Raw genomic sequence first — 11,595 nt, 5'->3', positions numbered from 1 at the left:
CGGATGTCGTACATCGGCTTGGGCTGCTCGGCGAGGGCCTCGACGCGGACCGCGCCGGCCCCGCTGTCGGCCGCGAACTTGCGCGCGGCCGCCTCGGCGCCGGGCTTGGCGCGCACCACGATGCTGTTGGTGGCGACGTCCGCGTACCAGCCGTAGATGCCCTTCGCGGCCTGCTTGGCACGCTTGTCGAGCTTCTGCCGGTCGGCGGCGAGGTCACGCTCGCCACGCGCCACGATCTTCGCCTCGGCCCCCTCCGCGCGGGCCTTCTCGGCGGCCGCCGCGGTGGTGACGGCGACGGTGAGGCGGGACTTCCCGCTGGGGATCCAGGCGCCGGCGAAGGCCGCGCCGAGACTGGAGCGCAGGCGTTTCTCGATCACCGGCGCGGCCGCCTCGGTGACCAGCCGGTCGGCGATCTGGTCGTCGGTCAGGCGCAGGTCGCGGCGCATGGCCGTGAGCATGCCGGGGTCGATGTCCAGGGACGGGGAATCGGGGGACGGTGATTCGATCGGTGCGGCGTAGCTGGGCAGCGCCATCAGTCCGACGACTGAGAGTGCCGCCGCCGCAACCACGATCGCCGTGCGGGGACGGTGCATGGGATCTCCACTTCTATGCTGGGAGAGCGCTCTCGCAATTCGAAGTGTGTCGATCTGTTAATACTGTGTCAAGAATTCGTCCGGGCGTGGTTGAGCGAGCACCAGGTCATCCGCCGGTAACAACCGGGGAGGACCGTAGAGTTGACGCCGACGTCGGGCGATGGGGGTGGATGACCGTGGGCATGGTCAAGGTGGTCGGACTCGTCCTGCATCCGAGACGCGACTGCGGGTCCGCGATCGACGCCATCGTCGACTGGGCCAAGGGGCGCGACGTCACCGTGCTGGGTCTGCAGGACGAGATCACCCGGATCGACTGCGACGCGGTCGCCGTCACGCAGCAGGAGCTGGTCGAGCGTTCCGGCCTGCTGGTCAGCCTCGGCGGCGACGGCACGATGCTGCGCACCATGCGGCTGGTCGAGGGCCGCAAGACGCCGGTGCTCGGGGTCAACATCGGCAAACTGGGCTTCCTGGCCGAGGTGGACCTGCCCGACCTGCCCGGCGCGCTGTCCGCGATCGACGAGCACCGGTTCACCATCGAGTCGCGGACCGCCGTGCGGACCGAGCTGCCGGGCGGCAAGGACGTGTCGGCGTTCAACGACATCGCGCTGGTGCGGGTGCCCGGCGACGGGCTCGCCGCGGTCGGCATCTCGGTGGAGGGGAAGAACTTCGTCAGCTACGCGGCCGACGCGGTGATCGTCGCCACGCCCACCGGCTCGACGGCGTACAGCTTCTCGGCCGGCGGCCCGATCGTCTCGCCGAACGTGGAGGGCCTGATCGTCTCCGCCTCGGCCGCGCACTCGTCCTTCAACCGCTCGCTGATGCTGTCGCTGGACGAGGTGCTCGAGCTCGACGTGCTCTCCGGCAGCGGCCGGCTCGCGGTCGAGGTGGACGGCATCATCGAGGGCTACGTGACCGGCGGCGACCAGCTGCGGATCAACCCGATCCGGGCCGCCGCCCAGGTGATCCGCCTCGGCAGCACGTCGTTCTACGAGCGGGCCCGGCGCAAGCTGCGGGTCGAGGGCAGCGCCCAGGTGGGCCGGGGCGACGCGGCCGACGCGACGGTCGTGGACGACTTCGAGAATTCCCGGTACGAGGTGCTGCTGGGCGGCGAGTCCGCCGGGGTGCTGCACTATCGCCGTCACGGTGGCATCGTTGAGCTCACGCACACCGAGATCGATCAGGCCTTCGAGGGGCGCGGCCTGGCCGGCCGGCTGGCGTCGGCAGCTCTCGAGGATGCACGTAACCGGGCCGTGCCGGTCCGGGTGACCTGTCCGTTCGTCACGGGATACGTGGAGCGCCATCCCGAGTACGCCGACCTGATCGAGCCGACCTGATCGAGGGGGAGACCACATGACCAGTCCCGTCTGCGGACACATGGAGTTCGCCAAGGACGTCGAGCCGTCGGGTGACGGCTGCGTCGAGTGCCTGGCGGAGGGTGGTCGCTGGGTGCACCTGCGACTCTGCGAGACCTGCGGGCACATCGGCTGTTGTGACTCGTCGCCGGGCCGGCACGCCAGCGCCCATGCGGCCGGAGAGGAACACCCGCTCGTGCAGTCGTACGAGCCGGGCGAGGACTGGTGGTGGTGCTACGTGGACGAGGTCGCGTTCAAGGTTCCCGGCGCCCCCACTTACGCACACCCGTGAGGTTGGACTAATGGGTCATCCCGCCATCCTGACCGTTGACGACGATCCCGCCGTTTCCCGCGCCATCGCCCGCGACCTGCGTCGCCGGTACGGCGAGAACTACCGCATCGTCCGGGCGTCGGCGGCGTCCGACGCCCTCGACGCGCTCAAGGAGCTGAAGCTGCGCGGCGGCCGGGTGGCCGTGATGCTGGCCGACTACCGGATGCCGCAGATGAACGGCATCGAGTTCCTCGAGCAGGCGATGGACCTGTTCCCCAACGCGCGGCGGGCGCTGCTCACCGCGTACGCCGACACCGACGCCGCGATCCAGGCGATCAACCAGGTCGACGTCGACCACTACCTGCTCAAGCCGTGGGACCCGCCGGAGGAGAAGCTCTACCCGGTGATCGACGCGCTGCTCGACGCGTGGCTGGAGACCGGCGACCGCGAGCTCGAGGACATCCGCGTGGTCGGCCACCGGTGGAGCGAGCCGTCGTACCAGTTGCGCGAGTTCCTGACCCGCAACCTGGTGCCCTACAAGTGGCTGTCGGCCGACGAGCCGGAGGGCCGGCGGCTGCTCGACGCGGCCGGCGTCGGCCCCGAGGCGATCCCGCTGGTGGTCACCGCGGACGGCCGGGCGATGTCGCAGCCGTCCACCACCGAGGTGGCCGAGGCCGCGGGGCTGTCCACCGCGCCCGACCGCGACTTCTACGATCTGATCATCGTCGGCGGCGGGCCGGCCGGGCTGGGCGCCGCGGTCTACGGCGCCTCCGAGGGCCTCAAGACGCTGCTGGTCGAGCGGCAGGCGGTCGGCGGCCAGGCCGGGCAGAGCTCCCGGATCGAGAACTATCTGGGCTTCCCGGACGGCATCTCGGGCGGCGACCTGACCACCCGGGCGCGGCGTCAGGTCGGCAAGTTCGAGGCCGAGGTGCTGAACACCCGCGAGGTGGTCGGGCTGCGTACCGACGGGTCGGCCCGCACGCTCAAGCTCTCCGACGGCGGGGAGGTGTCCGCGCACTCGATAGTGCTCGCCACCGGGGTCGCGTACCGGCCGCTGGTCGCCGACGGGGTGAACGAGCTGACCGGCTCGGGCATCTACTACGGCTCGGCCTCCTCCGAGGGGCCCGGCTGTGAGGGCGCCGACGTCTTCATCATCGGCGGGGCGAACTCGGCCGGGCAGGCGGCGATGTACTTCTCCCGCTTCGCGAAGAACGTCACGCTGCTGGTCCGCGGTGACTCGCTCGAGTCGTCGATGTCGTACTACCTGATCCAGCAGATCGAACAGAAGGAGAACGTGCACGTCCGTACCCGATGTGAGGTCATCGGCGCGCAGGGTGAGGGTCACCTCCAGGCCATCACCATCTGCGACAGCAAGAACGGGATGAGCACCACGGTCGAGTGCGGCTACCTCTTCGTCTTCATCGGCGCCGAGCCGCGCACCGACTGGCTGGGCGACGCGGTCGCGCGGGACGAGAAGGGCTTCGTCTACACCGGGCCGGATCTTTTGACGAACGGCACACGCCCGAAGGGATGGGATCGGGACCGCGATCCGTTCTACCTGGAGTGCAGCGTTCCCGGCATCTTCGCGGCCGGCGACGTCCGGGCCAACTCGGTGAAGCGGGTGGCCTCGGCGGTCGGCGAGGGCGCGATGGCCGTCACGCTGGTGCACCGTTATCTGGAGGCGCAATGAGCGACATCGAGGCGATCGTTCTCGAACCCTGCGAGCCCGGTCAGTTGACGCCGGACGAGCTGCGGGCACTGTTCCTGTTCGAGAAGCTCAGCGACGACCAGCTGCAGTGGATCGCCGAGCACGGCTGCACGATGCGGGTGCCGGCCGGCAAGTACGTGCTGCGCGAGGGCGACCCGGCGGAGAAGTTCTTCATGCTTCTCAGCGGGACGATCCAGCTCACCCGCAGGGTCGGCGGCGACGAGGTGGAGACCAACCGCACCGAGCAGCGCGGCGTGTACATGGGCGCCACGCAGGCATACCTGCGCGACGACGGCGTACAGCAGCTGTACATGGGCTCGATGCGCGCGCTCGACGACTGCGAGTTCTACGTGCTCGAGGCCCGCGACTTCGGCCTGATGATCCGCGAGTGGTTCCCGATGGGGATGCACCTGCTCGAGGGCCTCGCGATGGGCATGCGCAACTCGCAGGCGGCGATCAGCGAGCGGCAGCGTCTCACCGCGCTCGGCTCGCTCACCGCGGGCCTGATGCACGAGCTCAACAACCCGGCTGCGGCCGCCTCCCGGGCCACCGGGGCGCTGCGCCAGCGGGTCGCCGGCATGCGGCACAAGCTGGGCATGCTGGCCCACGGCAAGGTCGACCCGGCCCGCCTCGACGCGCTGGTCGAGCTGCAGGAGGAGGTCATCGAGCGGGCGGCGAAGGCGCCGGCGCTGACCGCCATGCAGGCCGCCGACCTCGAGGACCAGCTCGGCGACTGGATGGACGAGCACAACATCACCGGCGGCTGGGACCTCGCGCCGGTCTTCGCCCAGGCCGGCCTCGACACCGACTGCCTCAACGACATCGAGCGCAAGGTCGGCGACGCGAAGCTGCTCGACCAGGCCGCGCACTGGCTCGGCTACGCGCTCGAGACCGAGCAGCTGATGAGCGACATCGAGGACGCCACCAGCCGCGTCTCCAGCCTGGTCACTGCGGCGAAGCAGTACTCGCAGATGGACCGCGCCGCACACCAGTGGATCGACGTGCACTCCGGCCTGGACAGCACGCTGGTGATGCTGACCCACAAGCTCGGCGAAGGCATCAAGGTGGTCAAGGACTACGACCGCCACCTGCCGCAGATCCCGGCGCATCCCGCCGAGCTCAACCAGGTGTGGACCAACCTGATCGACAACGCGGTGCAGGCCATGAAGGGCGTCGGCACGCTGACGATCAAGACCTACCAGGAGAAGGAACGGCTCATCGTCTCGATCGGGGACAGCGGGCCGGGGGTGCCCGACGATCTGAAGAAGCGGGTCTTCGAGCCGTTCTTCACCACCAAGCCGGTGGGCGAGGGGACCGGTCTCGGCCTCGACATCTCCTACCGCATCGTGGTGAACCGGCACGGCGGCGACATCAGCCTCACCTCGGAGCCGGGCGACACCCGTTTCCTGGTGCGCCTGCCGCTCACCGAGCCGTCATCCACGTAGACACGCCAGCCCGCGAGCGCCGCCGGTGAGATGGCCCGGCGTTTTGCGACGCCCGCCGGGTTTGCGGGTGGCGGAAAACGGCGAGCCATCTCACCGGTCATCAGGCGCGAGCCGCGGAGCGAAGCGGAGCCAATCAACTCAGCAGGCCGCGGATGTACGCGGCCTGCCCGGCGTGCTGCGCGTCGTCGTCGTAGACACTGATCAGCCGCACGCCCAAGGTCACCGGCGGGTCCCAGTTGTCGTCCACCACCCGGTCGAGGTCGTCGTCGGTCAGCCCTTCGACGAACGCGATCGTCCGCTCGTGCACCGCGGCGTAGTAGTCGACCAGCACCCGGGCACTCTCCGGCGCGATCTCCTTCACCTGGGCCGGCGTGTGACCGTACCCGGTGTCCCGCGATCCGGGCTTGAGCCCGAACCTCGACGCCCAGCCGTCACGGCTGTAGATCTGCTCGCCGTCGAGCAACTCGGCGACGTGGCTGTCCTGCACCCGCGTGAGGTGCCAGACCAGCCAGCCGATCGAGTTCGCTCCCTCGGCGGGCGCCCAGCGCAACTGCTCCGGGCTCAGCCCGTCCACCGCCGCCTCGACCAGCTCGGGCAGCCGCCCGAACGCGTCGATCAAGACCTCGTTACTCCGCATTGCCATCGCTCCCTTGATCGGCTGTCCCGCCGTTCTCCGGCGCGATGCCCTGATCCGGTTGCTGATCCTGCTCGGTCGTGGGCGCGTCGGTGGTCGGCGCCTCGGTCGTCGGCTCCGTGGTCGGCGTCCCCGAGTCGGTCTGGTCGGTCGGCGAGGTGGTCGGCTCCCCGGAGGGCTCCGAGGTGTCGCCGGTCGACGACGGCTCCGTGCTCGGCGTCTCGGTGACCGCGGGCGTCGGCGTCGAATCGGACGTGTCGTCGTCGCCGACCAGGTGGCTCAGCGTGTTGCCCCCCTTGTTGTCGTTGCCGGTGATCGAGGCGATCGACTGCCCGGCCAGGGTCTCCACCGCGAGGATGGCGCCCATCGAGAGGAAGAAGATCAGGGCCGTGCCGATCAGGATCGGCTTCCACCGCACCTGCCGCCGAGCCGGCTGCCCACCCACGGCGGGGTCGGCCTCGGCCGCTGTCGGCGAGCCCTCGGCCGTCGTGTGCGACGGTGAGTCCTCGTCGGTCGCGGCGGCCACCTCTGGCGTGCCGACTGCGGCCGGCGCCTTCACGAAGGCCGGCGCGAGCGTCTGCAGCTTCTGGGTGCCCTTGCGGATCGACCGGTTGTAGATCTCGGTGCCCACCGAGCCGATGATGCTCGCCACGGCGGCGCCGACCAACGTGCCGGCCACCCCCAGGAACGAGCCGATCACGGCGGCGCAAACCGCGGCCAGGGCACCGGCCAACGTCTTCGGAATGTCGATGCCGGACCAGATACGGTCCGGTGCGTGCTCGGTCATGTCCTCCTCTGCCCAACGTTCGATTCGGTCATGGTCGCCTGCCCGCCTGTCGTTCCGGAAGTTCCTGCCTTTACCGAGCGACGAAATGCCAAACCTCGGCGTTCCGCCAGAACCTCCCGAACCGGGCGCACGACGACCCCTTGCTCGGCCATCTTCTGCCTGGCCAGCCGCCGGGTGCGCAGGATGCCCACCAGCCCGAGAACACCGACCACATACTGGACTGCCAATGCCACCCGGAAGTCGGCCAGGTCGTAACTCGCCGACCCGCCGGTCCGCCAGTCGAGGATCAGCCCGATCAGCAAGATGGTCAGCAGCGACGCGGTGAAGCCGCCGACGTTCACGATTCCGGTCGCGGTGCCCAGCCGGTGCGGTGGATTGAAGGTACGCGCGAACTCGAAGCCGATCATCGACCCCGGCCCGCCCAGCCCCAGCGCGAGCACCAGCAGGACGAGCACCGGCAGCGGCGCCGGCCCGGGCCACGCCAGCACCAGGCCCCAGGCGGCCGCGTTCGTGACCACCACGCCGAGCACCAGCCAGGAGCGGCGCAGCGGGTGCCGCTGGGTCAGCACACCGATGACCGGCCCGGCCGCCATGCCGGTCAGCACGAACAAGGTGAGCAGCACACTGGCCGTCTCCCGTGGCAGGCCCTCGCCGGCGATCAGGAACGGGAAGCCCCACATCAGCGCGAAGACGGTGCCGGTGAACTGCGTGGTGAAGTGGGTCCACAGCCCCAGGCGGGTGCCGGGGTGCAGCCACGCGTTCCTGAGGTCGGCCCCGAGCTGCCGCGGCCGGATCGTCGGGCCCGAGTTGATCCGCGCGTCCGGGGTGTCCTGCAACGCGACCAGCGCGAGCACCGCCACCAGCACGCCGGCCGAGGCGGCGCTCACGAACGCCCAGGTCCACCCCTGATAGGCCAGCAGCGCCGCCAGCGGCACCGCGCTCAGGATCTGGCCGAGCTGTCCGACGAGGCCGGTGAGCTGAGTGATCACCGGGACCCGTCGGCCCGGGAACCACTGCGGCACCAGGCGCAGCACGCTGATGAAGGTCATCGCGTCGCCCGCGCCGACCAGCACCCGGGCCAGCACGGCGCCGGTGACGTCGTCGGAGAAGGCCATCAGGGCCTGCCCGGACGCCATCACCAGCGCGCCGGCGACGACCATCCGCAACGAGCCGAAGCGGTCCAGCAGGACCCCGACGGGCACTTGCAGGCCGGCGTACACCAGCAGCTGCAGGACGGCGAAGGAGGCGAGCGCACCGGCCCCGACCCCGAACCGCTCCTGGGCGTCGAGCCCGGCGACGCCGAGCGACGTGCGATGCAGCACGGCCACGACATAGGCGGCCAAACCGACACCCCAGACAGCCCAGGCCCTGCCTTTGAATTGCAGAGCCAAGATCCTTTGCCTTCCGGTGTCGCCGTGCGTGCCTTGCGTGTTCCACCCTCCTCGCCGGCCGCCCGGGGTCGCAACGAATTGGGCGCAGACCACACGTGCCCCTCATCACGTGACCGGCCAGTAGGTTGATCGGATGCGAGCGACAGGAACATTTGAGGTGGCCGCCTTCGACCCGGCCCCGGTGGAGGCCCCGAAGATCGAGACGGCCGTGCCGGTCGGGGTGGCCGTCATGCGCAAGGTCTTCACGGGCGAGATCGCCGGCGAGTCGGCCACGCTGTTCACGGCGGCGTTCGACCAGGCGACCGGCACGGGCACCTACGTGGCGATGGAGTCCTTCCGGGGGAGCGTGGGCGGCCGGGAGGGTGCGCTGAACTTCGCCCACAGCGCGACGACGACGGGAGTGGACCGCACGGCCGAGCTGCTGGTCATCGTCCCGGGCAGCGGAACGGACGCCCTGGCCGAGATCACCGGCACCGGCGGCATGGCCGTGGACTCCGACGGCACGCACCGCGTCTGGTTCGACTACGAGCTGCCGGCCTCCTGAGGCGCCGGCCCTCCGCTGTGGACAACCGCCGGATTTCGTCGTAGGCGTGCCCTAGAGCAATCTGACGGATCATGGTCGGGCTCGGTCGGGTTTGACGCGGAGCCAGATCATGATCGAGGCGATGATCACGGCGGCGTGGTTACGCTCTTTGAGCTTGTCGTACCTGGTCGCGACCGCCCGGAACTGCTTGAGCCGGTTGGAGGCACGTTCGATCTGGTTGCGGTCTTTATACCGCTGGGCGTCGAAGAGTGGAAGCCGGCCACCGCGCGAGCCGCGACGAGCGCTGCCCGGCTGTGATGCGGGTGACCAGCGACCGGCCGCGTCCCTCAGCGAGCGGATGCAGTTTCGTGGTCAGGCCTCCTCGGGACCGGCCGATCCCTTTGGCTGCCCGCGACTCGACCGCGGTCAGCCCCCTTTGCGGGCGCCTGCAGCGTCTTGATGGGCGCGCACAATCGTCGCGTCGGCCTGCGCCCGCCAATCCAGTTCCCCGACGGCGTCGGCGTCGCTCTGCAACCGCCGTTCGATCCTGGCCCAGGTCCCGTCCTGTTCCCACTGCGAAAACCGGTGATAGCAGGTCTTCCACGGCCCGTAGCGGTCCGGGACCTGATGCCATTTCGCACCGTTCTCGGTCCGCCACAGAATCCCGTTGATCACCTGCCGGTGATCACGCCATCGGCCACCACGCTGCTGCAACGTACTCGATAACAACGCCGTCAAACGGTCCCACTCCTGGTCAGTCAATCGCCAGCCACAACACGCCGACGATCGATCAACGCGACCCGTGATGATCCGTCAGATTCGCTCTCTAGTCTCGGGCCCACCCAGTGCCGGGGTGGGGGAGGCGGCGGGGGCGCCGGCCGGCAACGATTTTCCGGAGCAACGCTGCGAAGCGCTCGGGGTGCTCGCGCCACGGCTGGTGGCCGGCGCCCTCCAGGATGTGCAGCTCGGCCGTGGGGATGGCGGCGGCCAGCTCGGCCACCGCCGCGCTGGGGCGTGGGTCGGCGGCGCCGTGGACGAAATGGCAGGGCATCGTCAGCCGCCGGGCCGCGGCCACGTGCGCCGCCTCGTCGCGGGCCCGCCGCTCGTCGGCCAGGCGACGGTTGGCCGTGAAGTTGATCGGGAGGTCCACCGCGGCGTCGGCCGCCGCCCACGCCCAGCCTCGGTGGGGGTCGGCGTGGTCGGTGAACCAGGCGAGCGTCCGGAACTCCAGCTCCTCGTCGTGGGTGCGGTGGGTGCGGGCGGACAGGCCGGCCAAGCGGTCGCGCTGCGCCGGGGTCATGCGGCGGGCGATTTCGGCGCGGTAGGCCGCGCGCCAGTCACCGATGCCGACGCCGTTCAGGTAGAGCAGCGCCGCCGTGCGGGCCGGGTGCACGATCGCGTAGCTCAGGGCGAGCTCGCTGCCGAACGAGTGGCCCGCCACCGTCCACGACTCCACGTTCCAGTGGCGGCGCAGAGCCTCGATGTCGGCCACGTAGCGGGCCGTCGTGTGCTCGTCCGACGGATCGGAGCCGCCGCAACCCCGCTGGTCGAAGCGGTGCACCACGGTCAGCGGCTCGAGCATGCGGGACACCGGTCCGAGGTAGTCCCACAGGCCCGGGCCGCCGTGCAGCAGCAGCACCGAGGGCCGGCCGGTCGCCGTGCCCGCGGTCCAGGTCCGCAGGCGCACGCCGTCGTCGGCCGGGATCATTTCCATAGGACCGATTCCTTTCCGGGGTGCCGGTGGTCGGTAATGGCATGAACATCATCGAGGAGATGTACGACCGGTGGGTGGCCGGCACCGAGGCGCCCGACGCCTGGGGGAACGTGACCACCGAGCCGCCCGGCGTCGGGTATCGCGAGACCGTCGCCGGTGGGGTGCAAGCCCTGTGGGCCGAGCCCGAGGGCGCGCGGGAGGGCAAGGCGATCGTGTACTTCCACGGCGGCGGGTACGTCGGCGGCTCGCTGGACACGCACCGGAAGCTGGCCGGGCACCTGGCCCGGGCCACCCGGACCCGGACGCTGCTGGTGCACTACCGGCTGGCGCCCGAGTTCGCGTACCCGGCGCAGAACGAGGACGCGCTCAGCGCGTACCAGTGGGTGGTTGATCTGGGTCTGGACACCGTCCTGGCCGGCGATTCGGTGGGCGGGTATCTGTGCATCGCCGTCGCGCGGCGGGCCGAGGTCAAGCCCGCGGCGATGCTGCTGATGTCGCCGTCGACCGATCCGGAGCTGACCGGCGAGAGCTACCGCACGAACGCGGAGCACGACCGGTTCTTCACGCGCGAGATGGTCGCCGGGCTGATAAAGATCTGGCTGGCGCACGGGGAGGATCCCGCCGACCCCGAGATCAACCCGCTGCGCGCCGATCTCAGTGGGCTGCCGCCTACCTTTGTGCAGGTGGGCGGCAACGAGACTCTGCTGGACGACAGCCGGATGTTCGCCGAGCGGGCGCGGGCGGCCGGCGTGGACGTGCGGCTGGACGTGTTCGATGGGCAACTGCACACGTTCCAGATGGCGGCCGGCAACCTGCCGGCGGCGGACGATGCGATCGGGAGGTTCGCCGCGTGGCTGCGACCGAGGTTCTGACCGAGGCGTTCGAGACCGAGCGGCGGGGGCTGCTGGCGCACTGCTATCGGATGCTCGGTGCCTGGGACGACGCCGAGGACGTCGTGCAGGACACCTATCTGCGTGCGCTGCGCGGCTGGGACGGGTTCCGCCGCGAGGCGAGCACCAGGACCTGGCTCTACCGGATCGCCACCAACGTCTGCCTGACGGCGCTGGACGGACGCGCGCGGCGGGCGCTGCCGTCGGGCCTCGGCGCGCCGGCGGGCGGCATCGACGTGCCGCCCGATCCGGCCGGGCCGGAGACGTGGCTGCAGCCGTTCCCGACC

General features: G+C 70.4%; 13 protein-coding genes and 1 pseudogene. 7 read left to right on the top strand and 7 right to left on the bottom strand.

Annotated features, from left to right (window positions below):
• On the bottom strand, positions 1–593 hold a 593-nt coding region (locus AB0M20_RS09975; RefSeq protein ID WP_364296433.1), incomplete at its 3' end, for a S1 family peptidase.
• Between the two features lie 170 nt (positions 594–763).
• On the opposite strand from AB0M20_RS09975, the gene AB0M20_RS09970 reads away from it, so the two are divergent.
• The 4 genes from AB0M20_RS09970 to AB0M20_RS09955 are packed head-to-tail and all read left to right on the top strand — an operon-like array spanning position 764 to position 5,369.
• Complete coding sequence (locus AB0M20_RS09970; protein WP_364296431.1) at positions 764–1,927, top strand: NAD(+)/NADH kinase; 1,164 nt, start codon at positions 764–766, stop codon at positions 1,925–1,927.
• Positions 1,928–1,943: 16 nt separating this feature from the next.
• On the top strand, positions 1,944–2,237 hold the full coding sequence (locus tag AB0M20_RS09965) for a UBP-type zinc finger domain-containing protein (RefSeq protein WP_364296429.1): 294 nt from the start codon (positions 1,944–1,946) through the stop codon (positions 2,235–2,237).
• Positions 2,238–2,247: 10 nt separating this feature from the next.
• Positions 2,248–3,906, top strand: coding sequence for an FAD-dependent oxidoreductase (locus AB0M20_RS09960; RefSeq protein WP_364296427.1), 1,659 nt, complete (start codon positions 2,248–2,250; stop codon positions 3,904–3,906).
• On the top strand, positions 3,903–5,369 hold the full coding sequence (locus tag AB0M20_RS09955; protein ID WP_364296425.1) for an ATP-binding protein: 1,467 nt from the start codon (positions 3,903–3,905) through the stop codon (positions 5,367–5,369). The genes AB0M20_RS09960 and AB0M20_RS09955 overlap by 4 nt, the downstream gene beginning before the upstream one ends.
• A gap of 133 nt (positions 5,370–5,502) precedes the next feature.
• On the opposite strand, the gene AB0M20_RS09950 is transcribed toward AB0M20_RS09955, so the two are convergent.
• The 3 genes from AB0M20_RS09950 to AB0M20_RS09940 are packed head-to-tail and all read right to left on the bottom strand — an operon-like array spanning position 5,503 to position 8,133.
• Positions 5,503–6,006 (bottom strand): DinB family protein, encoded by a 504-nt coding sequence (locus tag AB0M20_RS09950; protein WP_364296423.1) that lies wholly within the window; start codon positions 6,004–6,006, stop codon positions 5,503–5,505.
• Positions 5,996–6,790: a hypothetical protein gene (locus tag AB0M20_RS09945; protein ID WP_364296421.1), complete on the bottom strand. Its 795-nt coding sequence runs from the start codon at positions 6,788–6,790 to the stop codon at positions 5,996–5,998. The genes AB0M20_RS09950 and AB0M20_RS09945 overlap by 11 nt, the downstream gene beginning before the upstream one ends.
• Positions 6,787–8,133: an MFS transporter gene (locus tag AB0M20_RS09940; RefSeq protein WP_364296419.1), complete on the bottom strand. Its 1,347-nt coding sequence runs from the start codon at positions 8,131–8,133 to the stop codon at positions 6,787–6,789. The genes AB0M20_RS09945 and AB0M20_RS09940 overlap by 4 nt, the downstream gene beginning before the upstream one ends.
• A 181-nt stretch (positions 8,134–8,314) precedes the next feature.
• On the opposite strand from AB0M20_RS09940, the gene AB0M20_RS09935 reads away from it, so the two are divergent.
• A complete protein-coding gene (locus tag AB0M20_RS09935) occupies positions 8,315–8,725 on the top strand; it encodes a DUF3224 domain-containing protein (protein ID WP_364296417.1) in 411 nt (136 codons plus the stop codon).
• Positions 8,726–8,794: 69 nt separating this feature from the next.
• On the opposite strand, the pseudogene AB0M20_RS09930 reads toward AB0M20_RS09935, so the two are convergent.
• The 3 genes and pseudogenes from AB0M20_RS09930 to AB0M20_RS09920 form a co-directional block, all read right to left on the bottom strand.
• Positions 8,795–8,956, bottom strand: a pseudogene (locus tag AB0M20_RS09930) (transposase); the annotation flags it as partial.
• Positions 8,957–9,130: 174 nt separating this feature from the next.
• A complete protein-coding gene (locus tag AB0M20_RS09925) occupies positions 9,131–9,466 on the bottom strand; it encodes an IS5 family transposase (RefSeq protein WP_364296415.1) in 336 nt (111 codons plus the stop codon).
• A 64-nt stretch (positions 9,467–9,530) separates the two neighbouring features.
• The gene (locus tag AB0M20_RS09920; RefSeq protein WP_364296413.1) at positions 9,531–10,418 is read right to left on the bottom strand and encodes an alpha/beta hydrolase; all 888 of its coding nucleotides are present in this window, start codon (positions 10,416–10,418) and stop codon (positions 9,531–9,533) included.
• A gap of 41 nt (positions 10,419–10,459) precedes the next feature.
• On the opposite strand from AB0M20_RS09920, the gene AB0M20_RS09915 reads away from it, so the two are divergent.
• Together AB0M20_RS09915 and AB0M20_RS09910 are read left to right on the top strand one after the other, a co-directional pair.
• Positions 10,460–11,290, top strand: a complete 831-nt coding sequence (locus AB0M20_RS09915; RefSeq protein WP_364296411.1) for an alpha/beta hydrolase — start codon at positions 10,460–10,462, stop codon at positions 11,288–11,290.
• Positions 11,269–11,595: sigma factor (locus AB0M20_RS09910; RefSeq protein WP_364296409.1), on the top strand; the 327-nt coding region annotated here is incomplete at its 3' end. The genes AB0M20_RS09915 and AB0M20_RS09910, both read left to right, overlap by 22 nt.

The sequence above is a fragment of the Actinoplanes sp. NPDC051633 genome (assembly GCF_040681735.1).
In the GTDB taxonomy this organism is placed as follows: Bacteria; Actinomycetota; Actinomycetes; order Mycobacteriales; family Micromonosporaceae; genus Actinoplanes.
Note: the sequence above shows the minus strand (reverse complement) of the source record. Positions and strands in the feature narration are given on the sequence as shown.

What these genes read in the sequence shown, in the direction of transcription:
- AB0M20_RS09970 (WP_364296431.1), top strand. Translation starts at nt 764, where the DNA reads ATGACCGTGGGCATGGTCAAGGTGGTCGGACTCGTCCTGCATCCGAGA.
- AB0M20_RS09965 (WP_364296429.1), top strand. Translation starts at nt 1,944, where the DNA reads ATGACCAGTCCCGTCTGCGGACACATGGAGTTCGCCAAGGACGTCGAG.
- AB0M20_RS09960 (WP_364296427.1), top strand. Translation starts at nt 2,248, where the DNA reads ATGGGTCATCCCGCCATCCTGACCGTTGACGACGATCCCGCCGTTTCC.
- AB0M20_RS09955 (WP_364296425.1), top strand. Translation starts at nt 3,903, where the DNA reads ATGAGCGACATCGAGGCGATCGTTCTCGAACCCTGCGAGCCCGGTCAG.
- AB0M20_RS09950 (WP_364296423.1), bottom strand. Translation starts at nt 6,006, where the DNA reads ATGCGGAGTAACGAGGTCTTGATCGACGCGTTCGGGCGGCTGCCCGAG.
- AB0M20_RS09945 (WP_364296421.1), bottom strand. Translation starts at nt 6,790, where the DNA reads ATGACCGAGCACGCACCGGACCGTATCTGGTCCGGCATCGACATTCCG.
- AB0M20_RS09935 (WP_364296417.1), top strand. Translation starts at nt 8,315, where the DNA reads ATGCGAGCGACAGGAACATTTGAGGTGGCCGCCTTCGACCCGGCCCCG.
- AB0M20_RS09920 (WP_364296413.1), bottom strand. Translation starts at nt 10,418, where the DNA reads ATGGAAATGATCCCGGCCGACGACGGCGTGCGCCTGCGGACCTGGACC.
- AB0M20_RS09915 (WP_364296411.1), top strand. Translation starts at nt 10,460, where the DNA reads ATGAACATCATCGAGGAGATGTACGACCGGTGGGTGGCCGGCACCGAG.